This is a genomic window from Arthrobacter sp. SPT-J7, assembly GCF_059089965.1.
In genome coordinates, this window is sequence record NZ_JBNHFF010000006.1 from 213,628 (window position 1) to 230,450 (window position 16,823).

Here is a 16,823-nt window from a genome sequence, read left to right on the forward strand (position 1 = left end):
CCCATCCAGGGCACGGCATCGACTACGAACGGTCGCGGGGCAAAGCCCGCAGACGCCACCGGAAAACCAGACCCGGTGGCCAACGTTTGCTGCAGAACTGCTACTGAAAACAGCCTATAAGCCGCCACCGACGGTTTTTGGAGTGACCCTACGGACGTGAATAACTACCGTTCTGCGCTGCCAGTGTAGGACCGGTCGACGGTTGTGCGTCCAAGCCCTGGGCGGTGGAGCGACGTCAGGCTCCGCACAAGGACAGGCCTCCGCCCCGCGGCGTGACGCCTCCGCCCAAGAGGCACCACGCATCCGCCCCGAAGAGGTCAGACACGCCCCAAAGAGGTCAGGCACGCCCCAAAGACGTCGGGCACTCCCCGCCCCAAGGGCATCAGACTTCCACCCAAAGTGGCCGCGAATGAGAAGGGAAACACTAAGGGAACCACAAGGAAAGATCAGGCAGCGCTCAAACGGCAAGCACCGCCGTCGTGCATGGCGTTGGCTCACGAGGGGAGTTCTCCCCATGCCTCGGGTTTACGCTCTTTGGTTATACGTGCAATAGTCGATAAGGGTCCTTGGCATGCCAAGGGCCGTCTTTCGGTGCCTGCCGGCGGGGTCGTTGCCTGCGGTCGGGCACAACGAAATGGCGCGGGCTGACAAGGGAAGAATGACATTGCGGGGGAAAATGTTGGGGTGGACGCGGCGGCGCAAGACGCTGGCATCGACGACAACTTTCTCTGTTGCGACCGCCCTGGTGGTCGGCGGCGCCATCTACTACCAAGGTTTCCCCACCGCGGATGTGGATCTGAACGACGGCGGCGTGTGGGTCACCAACAACAGCCAAGGCATGGTCGGCCACCTGAACTACCAGTCCCAGGTGCTGGACGGCGGCTTCCGGGCCAACAGTGACGGCTTTGATGTCATGCAGAGTGCCGGCACGGTGTTCATGGAGAACCAAGACCAGGCCATGCTGAGCCCGGTGGACGTTGCACAGATGGAACGCGGGTCGGAGCAGCAACTGCCGGGCAACGCGGAGGTGGCATTCGGCGATCAGCTGCTGTCCATCACCGATACCGTCAAGGGACAGATCTGGATCAGCCCGGCCAACGAGCTGGGGTCCTTCAATGAGGAGACAGCGGAGCCGCTGCTAACCGATGCCAAGGGCAGCGTGGCCACGGTATCGAAGCAGGACACCGTCTTCGTTGCCGATCCGGATGCTGGCGAAGTGGTCCGCTACGAAGTCAATGAAGAAGGTTTAGCCGAACGGACGGGTGCCGATCGGGTGGACACGCTCGCCGGAGCCGGGGACCTGCAGATGGCCGCCGTGGGCGAAAAATCTGTGGTGTTCGACGCCGAGGCCGGCCTGTTGGTCCTGCCCGGCGGCCGCGAGGTCACGTTGCCGGAGGCGCGCGGCGGCGTGATGCAGCAAAGCGGCGACGAGAGCCCGTTTGTGGCAGTGGCTACCGAATCGGCGTTGATCAAGCAGCCGCTGAACGGTTCCGACGCCGAGATCCTGCCGATGGAAGGCACCGGAGCGCCGGCGGCCCCGGTCCAGTTGGCGGGTTGCCTGCACGCGGCGTGGGCAGGGATCAACCACTACCTCCGGGACTGCGGCAACGACGCCGATGATCTCGCGCAACCGATCCAGGGCATCGGCGCGAACGCGTCGCTGGTGTTCCGGGTGAACCGGGATGTGGTGGTGCTCAACGACGTGAACGCCGGCAATGTCTGGCTGGTGCTCGAAAACATGCAACTGGTGGACAACTGGAGCGATCTGATCCCGCCGGAGCAGGAGAACGAGGAAGACGAAGAGGACTCGGCGGACGAAAACCCGGTCAACACGCTGCCCGACCGGACCGAAGAAAACCAGCCGCCGGTGGCGCAGGACGATACGTTCGGCGTCCGGGCCGGCCGCACCACCACGCTGACCATTCTGGACAATGATTCAGATCCCGACGGCGATGTGCTCACCGCACGCCTGCGCGGCGACGGCCCGGGCATCGGCGAGGTGCAGGGAATCTACGACAGCACTGGCCTGCAGATAATGGTCAACGGGGACGCGGCTCCCGGCCGGCACACCTTCGGCTACGAGGTCGACGACGGCCGTGGCGGCACCGATACCGCCCGGGTGGCCATTGACGTCCGCGCCGAGGGCAGCAACCTGCCGCCGGAACCGAAGCGGAAGACCACCATCTTGGTGGAACAGGGCCGCGAGATCAGCCAGAACATCCTCAGCGACTGGATTGACCCTGACGGCGACGACTTGTTCCTGGTCGAAGCATCCAATAGTGCAGACGGCGACCTGGTCCGCACCCGGCCCGACGGGCTGCTGACCTTCCAGGACGTGGGCAAGACCTTCGGCAAGAAGGACGTGGCGGTCAGGGTGTCAGATGGTTCCGAAACCACCGAAGGCGTGGTCGTTTTCGACGTCCGGCCACCCGGGGCGCTGCCGCCACTGGCGAACGCAGACCATTTTTCCGCGACCGTGGGGCAGGAAATCCAGATTGCCCCGCTGAAAAACGACCAGGACCCGAACGGCGGGGAACTGCGGCTGGCCAAAACCGGCTCCACCGCCGGTACCGCGATTGTGCCCGACTATGACGCCGGCACGGTCAAGTTCAGGGCGGAGAAGGCGGACACCTACTACTTCACCTATCTGGTCACTAACGGCCCGTCCAGCACCACCGGCTTGATCCGCATCGATGCGACTGAGGACAACGACGACGGCGCTCCGGTAGCGGTGCGGGACGTGGCGCTGCTGCCGGAAAACGGCCAAGTGCTGGTGGATGTGCTGGCCAACGACGCCGATCCGGCTGGCGGTGTCTTGGTGGTCACCTCGGTGGATGCGAACGGCGCGCCGGTCGCCGTCGAAGTGCTGGACCACAACATCCTGCGCATCTCCGATGTGAAGGGGCTGCATCAGCAGACCACGATCGGCTACACCGTTTCCAACGGCACCGCCTCGGCCACGGGCGAGGTCAGCGTGATCTCGGTGGACGCTCAAGACAAGCCGCTGCCGCCGCAGGCCGAGGCCGACACCGCCACTGTGCGCGTGGGGGATGTGGTGACTGTGGACGTGCTGGCCAACGACACGCATCCGAACGGCCACACGCTGGTGCTGGAAGATGAGCTCGCCGAAACCCCGGATTCCGCCGACGGCCGCATTTTCACGGCCGAGAACACCGTGCGTTTCATTGCCGGGCAGCAGGCCAAGACGGTTTATGCGGTTTACGAAGTGACGGACGGGACCCAGAAGGACTCGGCGCAGCTGCGGATTAACATCCTCCCGCGTGACGATGAATCGAATTCGCAGCCCGCTCCCAAGAACCAGGAAGCCCGGGCCATCGCCGGTTCCACCGTCAGGATCCCCATACCGCTCAACGGGATCGACCCAAACGGCGACTCCGTGTATCTGACGGGTGTCCACAAAGCACCCGAACAGGGCGCGGCGGTGGCCGGGCCCAACTACATCGACTACACCGCCTCTGCGCAGGGCGCCGGGACAGACGCATTCACCTACCAGGTCAAGGACCGGCTGGGCGCCATCAACACGGCCACGGTGCGGGTGGGAATTGCCCCCGCACAGGAGAACAACCAGAACCCGGTGGCGCTCGACGACGGGATCAAGATCCGGCCGGGCAAGACCGTCGCCGTGGACGTGCTGAAGAACGACTCCGACCCGGACGGCGACCCGCTCCGCCTAACCCCCAACAAGGTCGTCGGCTCGCCGGAGTCGATCGCCGCCAGGGCCGAGGACGGACGCGTGTATCTGACGACGCCCACCGAGGAAGGCACGGTCAACGCGCGGTACACGGTGGACGACGACCGCGGCGGCTCTGCCGTGGGTACCGTGACGGCCCAGGTGCGCGAGGATGCGCCGCTGCAGGCGCCGCTGGCCCGGGACGACCGGGTGGAATCGGCCGACATCAAAGGCCGCACCGCCGTCGATGTTCCGGTGTTGGAAAACGACGAGGACCCCGACGGCGTGGCCAAGGACCTCGAGGTCATTGTGGACGGCGCCTATCCGACGGCGCGCACGGTTGCCGACGGCCAGGTCAACGTGGAACTGACCGAGGACGTGCAGCTGATCCCGTACACCGTTCGGGACGTGGACGGCCTGCAGGCCACCGCGGTCATTTGGGTGCCGCCGCTGGGCGAGCAGTATCCGGTGCTGCGGGACAGCGGTCCGTTCGACGTGACCGCCGGGGAGGAGCTGCGGCTAGACCTGACCGAGCTGGTGGAAGTCCGTCCCGGCCGCACACCGCGGATCACCGAGGCGGCGAACATCCGTGCCATCGGCACCAGCGACGACGACTGGATGGCCGACGAGAGCACGCTCAGATATAAAGCGGACATCAACTACGCCGGCCCTGGCTCGATCACGTTTGAGGTGACCGACGGCTCGGGCCCCGCCGACCCGGAGGGGCTCAAGTCCACGCTGACCATCATGACCAAGGTGATTCCGGCCAAGGACCGAAATTTCCCGCCGGAGCTGACCACCGGCACGCTGGAAGTGGCCAAGGGTGAAGACGCCGTGAGCTACGATCTGCGCCCGCTGGCCACCGACCCGAACCCGGAGGATCTGGAGAAACTGCAGTTCGCCGTCGAAGGCGGTACGCCGGAAGGGTTCGACGTCAGCCTTGACGGCAGCGTGCTGCGCGTGGCTGCGGAGGCCGACATCGCAACGGGAGCCACCGGCGTCGTCAATTTCTCCGTCACTGACGGCCGCTCGGATAAGGTGACCAGCCGGGTGACGGTGGCAGCGACCGCCTCCACGCGCCCGCTGCCGGTGGCCAACGACGACGAGGTGCCGGATGCGGTGCAGGGCGAAGCGCTGCCGGTGGACGTGCTGGCCAACGACGTCAACCCGTTCCCGGAAACGCCGCTGACGATCGTGAGCGCGGCCGCCGGCAACGGCGGTACCGCCGAGATCGACGGCGAGCGGATCATCGTGACGCCCGGCGCGGACTTCTCCGGCACCATGAATGTTGAATACACGGTGGAGGACAAGACGCGCGAGGGCAGCCGGCAGGCCACGGCGAACATCTCGCTGGTGGTCAAGGGCCGCCCGGAAACGCCCAGCACGCCGCTGGTTGATTCGGTGCGCAACCAGAGCGTGGTCCTGTCCTGGACGGCGCCGAGCGACAACGGCGACCAGATCACCGGGTACACCGTGAATGCAACGGGTGGGGGATTCAGCCAGCAGTGCGCTACCACCACCTGTACATTGACCGGCTTGAAGAACGACGTCGAGTACACCTTTACGGTGACGGCGGAGAACAGCGTGGGCACGTCCGATCCCTCCGCCGAGTCTGCGGTGGCGCGGCCGGACGTGCGGCCGGCAACACCGGCGGCACCGCAGCTAAAGTTCGGCGACAAGTCCTTGAACGTCTCGTGGACCGCACCGGAGAACGAGGGCTCGGCGATCGAGAGCTACACGCTGGAGATCTCGCCGGCACCGCCGAACGGCCAACTGCAGAAGACGGGCCTGACCGGAACCAGCTACAAGTGGGAGGGGCTGGAAAACGGCCAAGCCTACGAAGTCCGGGTGCGGGCGCATAACCGGGCGCCGGAACCGAGTGAGTTCAGTGCCTACTCAGCTTCCGAGGTACCCGCCGGGCCACCGGCCGCGCCGACCGCGCCGGCTACCGAGCGCGTCAAGTCGGTGGGCGACCAGAGCCAGCTGAAGGTGAGCTGGTCAGCACCGTCCAACAACGGCGGCGAGATCCTTGACTACACCGTCCGCGAATACCAGGGCGGGAAGCTGAACCGGACCTTCCCGGCGGTGAACGCGACCTCGCAGACGGTGACGGCACCCAACTCGGAAACCGCGTACACCTACTCGGTCACGGCACGGAACAAAGCCGGCTCGGGCGAGGCCAGTGCGCAGTCCAATGCCCGCCGGGCGGTCGGTGCGCCGGAAGCACCGACGGGTGTTTCCTTGAAGGAAGCGCAGACTGGCGGCGCCGGGCGGTCAGTGACGGTGTCCTTCAACGAGCTCACCGCCGCACAGCGCAACGGCGCCCAGTCCGGCGAAATCAGCTACCGGGCGACCTTCAGCGACCACCGGACCATGGCCATCTCGAACGGGCAGCAAGTGGGCGGCTTTACCAACGGCAAGGCCGTCAACGTCCGCATCACTTCGGTGGCCAACAGCGACGGCGCGAGCTACTCCAGTGCCCCAAGCCCGGCATCCGCGAGTGCGACGCCGTACGGAACGCCCGGCACGCCGAGCGTCTCCGGACAGAACGGCGCTCGAGAACAGAAGAGCGTTAGCTTCAGCTGGAATGCGCCTGCGGTGGGCAGCCACGACGTGGCAAGAATCGAAATACGCACTTCGAACACGAGCAGCTGGCAGAAGGTCGCCAACTCCGGAACTCACACCGTCAATACCGGCGGCTACAACAAGCAGGTGAAGTTCGAAGCGCGGTCGGTGAACTCGCGCGGAACTAAGGGCGCGGTGGCTTCGGCCACAGCCCAATCCGGGGATGCCCCGCCCCCGCCTCAAACGAATTGGACGATCCGCGTAGGCGGTCAGGGCACGAAGCTCGACACGAACTATCGGACTTGCATGGACGAGAGGATCGGGACTAATTACAACCGAGCCGACGCTTCTTGCAGTGGCGATCATTGGGCCAACGCTTGGGGCACGACCCCGAACCTCGTGGTGAAATGTTGGATTACCCGACTCTCCGGCATCTACTGGTATCAGCAGAGCGACGGCGGAGGCCGGTCGATCAACGACGGACTCTACGTCAAGGGCACCGACGTCACGCTGGACGGTACGCACCATCTGGGTGGAACACATGTCAGCGGAAAGCCGTATGGTCAAGGCCCACCCGGCGGAATGAAAGAGTGCAAGTTCTAACTGTGACACCTTCCTCTGGTGCCGTAGCAGGCTTGCTCGGCCAAGTGATGAGAGATTTTGACACTGATGCAACACGAAGAGAGACCGAGAACAGCATGACGATGACTTCCGAGCAGGCCGAGTGGTTCGCCGAGACGTTCGGGAAGCTGGCCGCCAATGTGGGCCAGGCGGTGCTGGGCAAGAATCAGGTGGTGCGGCTGGTGCTCACCGCCATGCTGGCCGAGGGGCATGTGCTGTTGGAGGATGCTCCGGGCACGGGCAAGACGATGCTGGCCCGGTCGCTGTCCGCGACGGTGCAGGGTTCGAACTCGCGCATTCAGTTCACGCCGGATCTGCTGCCGTCGGACGTTACTGGCATTACGATCTACGACCAGAAGACGCAGAAGTTCGAGTTCCACAAGGGCCCGATCTTTGCCACGGTGGTGCTGGCGGACGAGATCAACCGTGCCTCGCCGAAGACCCAGTCGGCGCTGCTGGAAGTGATGGAAGAAGGCCGGGTGACAGTGGACGGCGTGACCTACGACGCCGGACGGCCCTTCATGGTCATCGCCACGCAGAACCCGATCGAACAGGCCGGCACCTACCGGCTGCCGGAAGCCCAGCTGGACCGCTTCCTGATCAAAACGTCAATCGGTTACCCTGACCGGGCTTCGACGGTAGAGCTGCTGGGCGGAGCGAGTACCCGTGACCGGTCGGCGGCACTGACTCCGATCATCACCACGGAGGCCGTGCGGGACATGGCGGATCTGGCGGCCACCAACCATGTGGACACCTCGGTGCTGGAGTACGTTTCGCATCTGTGCGAGGAAACCCGCAACGCGGCCGAGTCCCGCTTGGGCGTCAGCGTCCGCGGTGCGCTGGCCATGGTACGGGCTGCCAAGGTGTGGGCCGCATCCCAGGGCCGGAACTTCGTGCTGCCGGACGACGTCAAGGAATTGGCTCCGGTGGTCTGGAACCACAGGTTCGTGATGGACCCCGAGGCGGAGTTTGCCGGCGCTACACCGGAGGCCGTGATGTCCCGCGTGTTGGCCGAGGTGCCGGCCCCGCAGCAGCGGGTGACGGTCTAAGGCCGTGCCCGAGCTACCTTCGCTGCCGAAAGCGGCTGCATGACGGGGACGATGACGAAGCGGGCACCCGACCAGACCAGCAGGCTCTCCGGCCTTGGCGAAACGGTCCGCCGGGTAGCCCCGGAGAAAGGCAGCAAGCTGCATCCTGCCTCGCTGGTTTCCGAAGCGGCTTCGCTTACCGAACGGTACCTGCAGCCGGGCTGGCAGCGGATCCAAAAGGCCTCCGGGCACTACCTGAGGCCAGTATTGGAAACGGTCAGTCCGCTGGGCTGGGTGGTGGCCGGCGGCGCGCTGCTGTTGCTGGTGCTCGGAGCGTCCTTCGGCTGGCAGGAAGCCAAGATCGCAGCGCTGATGGGCTTGTTCCTGCTGCTGCTGGCCATCGGGTTTGTCACCGGCCGTTCTTCGTACGGCGTTGAACTGGATCTGGCACGGACCAGGGTCGCGGTCGGCGACCGGGCCGTGGGCAGTGTGGCGGTGACGAACACCGCAGACAAGCCGCTGCTGCCGGCCGCGCTTGAGCTGCCGGTGGGCGCAGCCACGGCGGTATTCCAGCTGCCGCGGATGAAGGCCGGCCAGGTGCATGAAGACCTGTTCACCATCCCGACCCAGCGCCGCGCCGTCATCGTGGTGGGTCCGGTCCGCTCAGTGCGGCAGGATCCGCTGGGCCTGCTGCGCCGGCAGATGATGTGGACGGAGCCGACCGATCTGTTCGTTCACCCGCGCACCACGGCGCTGGGCAGTTCGGCCTCCGGCTTCATCCGTGACCTCGAGGGCCTGCCCACCAAGGATCTGGCCAGCGCGGACGTCTCCTTCCATGCGCTGCGCGATTACGTCCCCGGTGATGACCGCCGCTACATCCACTGGAAGACGACGGCGCGCACCAACTCGCTGATGGTGCGCCAGTTCGAGGAAACACGCCGCGCGCACCTGGCCGTCGCGGTCTCCACCAACACCGAGGAATACAGCTCCGAGGAAGACTTCGAACTGGCTGTCTCGGTGGCCGCCTCGATTGGGTTGCAGGCTATCCGCGAGCAGCGCAACCTGAGCATGCTGACCCAGCGGGGCCCGTTGCGCAGCGAAACCGGCCGCATTCTGCTGGACGAAATGACCCGGATCGAAGGCAAGCCGCAGCGTTCCACCGCGGTGGAGCTGGCCCGGGGTACCGCCGAGGCCGTTCCGAACGCGTCTGTGATGTTCCTGGTCGTCGGCGACCGGGTCTCGGCCACCCAGCTGCGCCAGGCGTCATCCGCGGTGCCGGCCGGCATCCGCGCCTTCGCCATCCGCTGCGGTGGCGGACTCGAGGCGTCGCGCGCCACCATCGGCGACCTGTCGGTGTTGTCGCTGCCCAGCCTGGACGACCTGGCCATTGTGCTCCGAAAGGCCGCCGCATGAACGGCCGCCCAATGTTTCCGCAGCCGGGCCGGCGGCCTGCCCGCCCCCGGACCGCCGGGGGACTGGCGGCCTGGCTGCCGCGGCCGGGACGCCAGTTGGCCATCGACGCTGCCGTCCTGGTGCTGCTGCTCGGACTGGGACTGGCCGGCTTCCACCACGTTTTCGGCGGCAACGGCCGCTACCTGACCGCGGGTTTCGGCGGCATCGTCGTCGGACTGCTGCTGTCGCTGGCCTGCGCCCGCTACCGGTTGGGCCTGTTGTCCACGGCCACCGCAGGACTGGGCGCCTACCTGCTGCTCGGCAGCGCGTTCGCTGCTCCGACCGAAGCCATCGGCGGTGTGCTGCCGTCGCTGGAATCGCTGCGCACCGTGCTGACCGGCTTTGTCTTCGCGTGGAAGGACATCCTCACCGTTGCCCCGCCGGTGGGCGTCTCCGGCGGCATGCTGGTGGTGCCGTTCCTCGGCGCGTTGGCCGCCGCCCTGCTGGCCGGAACCCTGGCCTGGCGCGTCCGCAGACCGTACTGGCCGCTGCTGCCGGTGCTGGCGTTCTTCCTGCTGGGCATCGCCTTCGGCACCGACGTCCCGGTGCTGCCGGTGCTGCGCGGCGTGCTGCTGGTCGCGGCATCGGCGGCATGGCTTGCCTGGCACCGCCATCTGGCCCGCGGCGATGCGTCCGCCGGCGTGGCGGCCGGCCCGTCGCTGGCCGATCCGGCCGCGCACCGGGCGGGGCTGCGGCGCAGACTGGGCCTGGGCGCCGGCATGCTCGCAGCAGCGGTGGTGTTGACCGCGCTGGCCGGCCCCGCGCTCACGGCGCGGGGCGAGCGCGAGGTGCTGCGCGACGTCGTCGTTCCGCCGGTTAATCTGTATGACTACCCGAGCCCGCTGATGGATTTCCGCGGCTACGTGAAGGACCGGCCCGACGAGACGCTGTTCACCGTGGCGGGGCTGCCGAAGGGCCAGCGGGTGCGGTTGGCGGCGCTGGATACCTTCGACGGCACCGTATACAACGTCAATCCGGAAAGCGGCGGCAACTTCACCCCGGTGGGCGATGCCGGCTCGCTGGGCCAGGTGTCCGACGACAGTACCCGGCTGGACATCCGGATTGGAGATTACCGCGGCGTTTGGCTGCCGGTCGGCGGGCGGATCATTGCCATGGCGTTCGACGGTGAACGGGCGGGCGAGCTAGGCGGATCGTTGTTCTACAACGACGACTCGAAAACCGCGCTGACAACCCGGTACCTGCAGGCCGGCGACGGCTACTCGGTGCAGACCACTTTCCCGGGCCGCTGGGAAGACGCCCAGCTGGCCCAGTACGACTTCGCGTCCGTCCGCCTGCCGGAACCGGCCCGGGTTCCGGACATCATTGCGGTGAAGGCCAATGAGTTCGTGGGCGAAGCGACAGTACCGATCGAACAGGTCCGCCAGCTGGAGCGGAACCTGCACGAGAACGGTTTCTTCAGCAACGGCAAGGAAGACGAGGCCCGCAGCCTGTCCGGCCATCACGCCGGGCGGATGATCCAGTTGCTGGATGCCGAGCAGATGATTGGCGACGACGAGCAGTACGCCGTCGCCATGGCGCTCATGGCCCGGCACCTGGGCATCCCGGCTCGGGTGGTGATGGGTTTCTACCCCGATCCGCAGGACGACCGCTCCGGCTCTGAACCGGTGGAGATCAAGGGCGAGGACGTGCACGCTTGGGTGGAGGTGGCTTTCGAACATGCCGGCTGGGTGGCGTTCGATCCCACGCCGGACGAGGACAACGAGCCGACGCCGCCGCAGCAGGAGCCCAAATCGACGCCGAAGCCGCAGCTCTTGCAGCCGCCGCCTCCGCCGCAGGAACCGGCCGAGCTGCCGCCGGACACCGCTCCGGAGCCGCAGGACGCCGAGCAGCAGGACAAGTCATTCTGGGACCAGTGGGGCTGGCTCTTTGCCGCGGTGGGACTGGCAGCCATTCCGCTCGCCGTGTTGCTGGCGCCGCTGTTGCTGATCGCCTGGCTGAAGCTGCGGCGGCGCAAGCGGCGGGCCAACGAAGGCCTGCCCAGCCAGCGGGTGGGCGGAGGCTGGCGCGAAGTGATGTCGCTGGCCACCGACATGGGAGCGCGGGCGGGCACGAATGCCACCCGGCGCGAGCACGCTGCCGCCTTGGCGGAGCAATTCCCGACGACGGCGGCGGGCACCACGCTGCTGGCGCGCCGGGCGGATGCCGCAATTTTCGGGGCCGCCGAGCCCACCGAGGTCCAGGTGCAGCAGTATTGGGATCACGTGGACCAGTCGTTGGCGGACATGAAAGGCTCGCTGGGCTTCTGGCAGCGGCAGCGCGCCACATTCACGCCGCGCTCGCTGGTGGCCGACGCCAAGCGGCGTTTCGCGCAGCGCCGGCGTACACCGGCCGCCACTAGAATCCTTACAGTAGACTCACAGGCCGGACGGTCCGAAAAAGGCGGGAGCAGCACGTGGCGGCAAGACTGAATCTGGTCAGCGCTTCGGCCGGAAAACGGCTCGGGGCGTGGCTGATCGACAAGATTCCGCCGGCCATCCTGATGCTGGCCGCTTACGCTGCCAGCGTTCCCGCGGTGATGCAGGCAGCGGCCTCCGGCAGCGAATCCGCGGCCGCTTCGGCGGTGGGTGGACTGTTCCTTTGGGCCGGACTGGCTTCGCTGCTGTCGCTGGCCTACACCGTGTGGCTGTGGGGCTGGGAAGCAACCACCGGGAAGACCCCCGGCAACCTTGTGCTGGGCCTGCGCACCGCCAACGAGGACGGCCATACTGCCGGCTGGGGTGCCATCTTCCTGCGCGGCCTGATCATCGCCGTCGGCGGACTGGTGTTCGCGGTGGGCGCCGTCGTGGTGGTGGTCTCCAACCTGTGGGACCGGAACCACAAGCGGCAGGGCTGGCACGACAAGGTAGCCAAAACCTTGGTGTTGGATGTGGCACAGGGCCGCGACCCGCTGACCACCGGCGGCCTGTACGGGCCCGCGGCCTTCGCACCGCAGGGCACCGACGCCCACGCCGGCTTTGCCGCCGCCCTGCCGTCAGGACTGCATCCAGACGGGGCCTCCGCGGAGCCGACCCCGCGGCCTTCCGGCGTCATTTCCGCGATCCCGGGATTCGGTGCGGATGCGGCACCGGTGGCGGAGCCAGAGCCGACCGCTGCGCCGGAACCTGCGCCAGCGCCTGGTGACCCAGGCGAGAGGGAGGCAGAACCGTCGTACGCGCTGGCGACGGCGGGACCTGCAGCGGCCGGCATGGCTGCGGGCTATCCCGGCTCTGGCGGACATCCGGACGAAGAATTCGCCGCTACCTTGGTCCGCGCATCCAGCCTGCCGGGCCCGCTCACCATTACCTTCGACGACGGGCGCAACGTGGTACTTGAAACGACGGCCCTGATCGGGCGCAACCCGTCGGCGGCCGCCGGCGAGGACATCGACCAACTAATCGACTTCGCGGACATGGGACGTTCGGTATCGAAGACCCACGTGCTGCTGCGCCTTGAAGCGGGCACGGTGTGGGTCACCGACCGGAACTCCACCAATGGGACTGCGGTGACCGGTGCAGACGGCATCCGCCGGCAGCTGGTCCCGGGGCAGCCCGTGGCAGCGGCCCCCGGCGCCACCGTAGAGTTCGGCGACCGCAGCTTCACCATCGGAGCGGCATGAGCGCGGCAGCGGGTGCCGGCGATATCCGGCTCCACGTCGGGGCGGGCTCTGACCGTGGATTACGGCGGATGCTGAATGAGGACGCGTATTTAGCCGACGGCACGATGTTCGCGGTGGCTGACGGGATGGGCGGCCATGAGGCCGGGGAAGTGGCAAGCCGCATTTGTGTGGAGACGCTGCAAGACTATGTGGCCAGCCACGAGCTCGGCGCTCACGAACTGGAACAGCTGATTGCCCGGGCGGATGCGCGGATCAGGGCGGCGGCCGCATCCCGTGCGGGGACCACGGTGTCCGGCGCGGCACTGGTCTCCGAACGCGGTGTGCCCTACTGGCTGGTGTTCAATGTGGGCGACTCGCGCACCTACCGGCTGCACCAGGGCAGCCTCGAACAGATCAGCGTGGACCACTCCGAGGTGCAGGAACTGATGGAGGCCGGACGGATCACGGCACAGGAAGCCCTGGTGCACCCGCGCCGCCATGTCATCACCCGGGCGCTGGGCACCGGCGAAGACAACCAGCCGGATTTCTGGATGGTGCCGGTGGAACCGGGGGACCGGATCATGATCTGTTCCGATGGGCTGACCTCGGAGGTCAGCAATGACCACATCTACACCATCCTTACCTCGGTGTCCCACCCACAGGAAGCGGTCGATTCGCTGATCCAGGCCGCTCTGCGTTCGGGCGGCCGGGACAATATCACCGTGGTGGTGATCGACGCCGACGGCGACCAAGGCGACCCCGAGGACGCCTCCACCGCGCCCCGGCAGGAGGACACGACGACGCTGCCCCGGCTGGCAGCTTCCGGAGAGCCAGCCCCGGAGGAGGATGACCGGTGACGGACCTGACCTACTGCCCGGGGCAGTGGATCGGCTTGGTCAGCGGGGGTACCGCAGTGCTCCTCGAGCCGGACGCCGCAGATGACCTAGTGCAGCAGCTCTGGCAAGCGCTGGAGGCCGGCGCCACGCTGGAGTCCTTGCTGGGCACCGTCGTGTCCTGCTGCGGCGCCGATCTCTCTGCCCTGCCGCAGTTCGGCATCGTCACCTTGACTGACGGCATCCATGCGGTGCTCCGCGGTGACGTGGCGGTGTCTGCGGATTCGCACGGGCAGGAACTGAACGGACGCGGAGTCTCCAGTTGGACCGAGGGGCGGCTGGCGTCCGACAGGGCGATGATCGTGGCGGGATCCGGCGGCACCGGAACGACCGACCAGCCGGGCCGGTGGCTGCCGCTGCGCGCCGGCGCCGTGAAGATGGGAATGCTTCGGCTGGGCGCGGTACCCGCCGAGTTGTCGGCCGCTTCCGGACCGGCTGCCGCAGCGGCTCCCGCTGCGCAATCCGTCTCCGCGGCCCCGGCCGCCGCAGAGGCTCCCGCTGCGCAGTCCGTCTCCGCCGCCCCGGCTGCCGGCGCAACCGAGTCTGCACCGACAGAGCCTGCTTTCGCCGAGGCCGAGGTGAGTCTGGAAATGACCGGCATCTATATGCCGGATGATGAGCTGGACCACACGATTGTCCATACCGCCGCGCAACGGGCCAATCTGCCACCAGTACCGCAACGGCAGTCTTCAAATGCAGTCCAGGGAAGCGCCGCCGTCGGACTGGAGGGCCATGCACACCGGCCAGGCGGGAAGCCGGCCCAGCCGACGGACCTGATCGATGCCGTTCCCTGGTTGACGCGGTCCGCCTCGGCGCGTGCCGCGCCCTCGGCGACCCCGGTTCCGCAGCCGGTGGTCGCTGCGAACCGCGGCCCGGTGGCCGCGCAGCCCAAAGGGGCCGACGACGGCGACCACGACGGACAGACACTGATGCGCAGCGAACTGCCTGATGTTCCCGCCGCGCCCGCTGCCGCTTCCGCCGCGTCAGCGCCGGCGCCGAGCACCGCGCCGATGGTGCTGGCCCGGATGTGCAGCCACGGCCACGCCAACCCGCCGACCAGTTCAGCCTGCGCCCTCTGCGGTGCTCCGCTGGACGAGGACGCCCAGGAGGTGCAACGGCCGGTACTCGGGCGGATGCGGGTTTCCACCGGTGACGTGGTGGAGCTGGACCGGCCGGTGATCGTCGGACGGCAGCCCTCGGCCAGCCGGGTCCAGGGCAGCGTGATGCCGCGGCTGGTGCCGGTGCACAGCGCCAGCGGGGACATCTCGCGTTCGCATGTGGAAGTCAGGCTGGAGGGCTGGCACGTGATCCTGTCGGACCTGAACTCCACCAACGGCACGGTGCTGCTGCGCGGCCGGCAGGCTCCGCGGAGGCTGGGCCACGGTGAAGCGGTCATGCTGCTGGACGGCGACATCGCAGACCTCGGGGACGGCATCTCGCTGCGCTTCGAGGACCTGCCGTGAGCGCAAAGCGTCCGCCCGCTCCGCCGCCGGCCATTGAGGGCTACCGCTATGTCCGGTTGCTAGGCTCCGGCGGTTTCTCCGATGTGTACCTTTACGAACAGGACCGGCCCAAGCGCCGGGTGGCCGTCAAGGTGCTGCTGTCCGGACTAAGGACCGAGGACGCGCGCCGCCGCTTCGAGTCCGAGGCGAACCTGATGGCGCAGCTGTCCACGCACCCGTTTATTGTCACGATCTACGAGGCCAACCTCACCGCCGACGGGCACTCCTACCTAGCCATGGAGTACTGCTCGCGGCCGAGCTTGGACGCGCGCTACCGCAATGGACCGCTGGGGGTGGACGAGGTGCTGACCCTCGGCATCCAGGTGGCCTCCGCCGTGGAAACCGCACACCGGGCGGGAATCGCGCACCGCGACATCAAACCGGCCAACATCCTGGTCACCGACTACAACCGGCCGGCGCTGACCGACTTCGGCATCTCCTCCAGCACCGACGCCGCGGACAGCGACGCCGGCATGTCCATTCCGTGGTCGCCGCCGGAAGCTTTCAAGGGCGACGCCGGCAACGGCACCCGCAGCGATGTCTGGGCCTTGGGCGCCACGGTCTACACGCTGCTGGCCGGACGCTCCCCGTTCATGCAGCCCGGCGGGAACAACTCGCAGCGCGAGCTGATGGACCGCATCGCCCATGCACCGCTGCCGCCGCTGCGCCGTGCCGACGTGCCGGCCTCGCTGGAACTGGCTTTGGCCACCGCGATGGCCAAGTCGCCGGGTTCGCGGTTCAAATCGGCCCACGCCTTCGCGCTCTCCTTGCAGCGGGTGCAGGCGGAACTGAACCTTTCGGTCACCCCGTTCGAGGTGCTGGAGGAAGCGCCGTCGGCAGCCGACGACGGAGACGACGACGGAGAAGCCACGCGGGTGCGCGGGATCGTGTCGATCGACCCAACCGCGGCACCGCCGGCCGCGGGGTCGGTCTTCCCGGAACGCACCGAGCGGCTGCCCGCAGCAGGCCGGCGGCTGGAACTGGAACCTGAGGGATCCACCGTCTTGAGGGACTCGGAGCAAGACCGGACGGCGGATTCCGACGGCGGTACGCGCCGCCGTCCCTGGGCGTGGGCGGCCGGCGCGCTCGCCTCGTTGGCGGTGGCTGCCGGCGTCATCTTCGTGCTCAACGGTCCGGCGCCCGAGGCTGCCGTCCCGGATGCGCCGGTCAGCCGGGCGCCGGCCAATGCGTTGGAAGGCCTCTCCGGCAACGTGGTGCCGCCGGAGGACCTGGCCGGCCGGGTGCAAGGAGGCGAAGCCGTCTTCAGCTGGACCAACCCGGACCCGCGCGAGGACGACCTGTTCATCTGGACGCCCGTCACTGCGCTGGGCCAGGGCGAACCGGAGCGCACCGGCGAGCCGAAAGCGGCGCTGCCCTTGGCCGAAAACGACCGGACCTGCATCGAAGTAGTGGTGGTGCGGGCGAACGGCAGGGCCTCGGATCCGGTCCGCGGCTGCGCCGACGAATAGTCACCTA

The 16,823-nt window shown here is 67.6% G+C and carries 8 protein-coding genes; all 8 read left to right on the plus strand.

The window, feature by feature from the left end:
* Positions 1-676: 676 nt before the first annotated feature.
* Positions 677-6,859: an Ig-like domain-containing protein gene (locus AC5RWX_RS12280; RefSeq protein ID WP_494063047.1), complete on the plus strand. Its 6,183-nt coding sequence runs from the start codon at positions 677-679 to the stop codon at positions 6,857-6,859.
* Positions 6,860-6,954: 95 nt separating this feature from the next.
* Positions 6,955-7,926: an AAA family ATPase gene (locus tag AC5RWX_RS12285; protein WP_493944327.1), complete on the plus strand. Its 972-nt coding sequence runs from the start codon at positions 6,955-6,957 to the stop codon at positions 7,924-7,926.
* Positions 7,927-7,977: 51 nt separating this feature from the next.
* Complete coding sequence (locus AC5RWX_RS12290; RefSeq protein WP_493944326.1) at positions 7,978-9,318, plus strand: DUF58 domain-containing protein; 1,341 nt, start codon at positions 7,978-7,980, stop codon at positions 9,316-9,318.
* The gene (locus AC5RWX_RS12295) at positions 9,315-11,786 is read left to right on the plus strand and encodes a DUF4129 domain-containing transglutaminase family protein (RefSeq protein ID WP_494097489.1); all 2,472 of its coding nucleotides are present in this window, start codon (positions 9,315-9,317) and stop codon (positions 11,784-11,786) included. Before AC5RWX_RS12290 ends, AC5RWX_RS12295 begins: the two co-directional genes overlap by 4 nt.
* The gene (locus AC5RWX_RS12300; RefSeq protein ID WP_494097490.1) at positions 11,771-12,973 is read left to right on the plus strand and encodes an RDD family protein; all 1,203 of its coding nucleotides are present in this window, start codon (positions 11,771-11,773) and stop codon (positions 12,971-12,973) included. Before AC5RWX_RS12295 ends, AC5RWX_RS12300 begins: the two co-directional genes overlap by 16 nt.
* Complete coding sequence (locus AC5RWX_RS12305) at positions 12,970-13,809, plus strand: PP2C family protein-serine/threonine phosphatase (protein ID WP_493941684.1); 840 nt, start codon at positions 12,970-12,972, stop codon at positions 13,807-13,809. Before AC5RWX_RS12300 ends, AC5RWX_RS12305 begins: the two co-directional genes overlap by 4 nt.
* Positions 13,806-15,308 (plus strand): FHA domain-containing protein, encoded by a 1,503-nt coding sequence (locus AC5RWX_RS12310; protein WP_493944324.1) that lies wholly within the window; start codon positions 13,806-13,808, stop codon positions 15,306-15,308. Before AC5RWX_RS12305 ends, AC5RWX_RS12310 begins: the two co-directional genes overlap by 4 nt.
* Positions 15,305-16,816, plus strand: coding sequence for a serine/threonine-protein kinase (locus AC5RWX_RS12315; protein WP_493944323.1), 1,512 nt, complete (start codon positions 15,305-15,307; stop codon positions 16,814-16,816). Before AC5RWX_RS12310 ends, AC5RWX_RS12315 begins: the two co-directional genes overlap by 4 nt.
* Positions 16,817-16,823 lie beyond the last annotated feature (7 nt).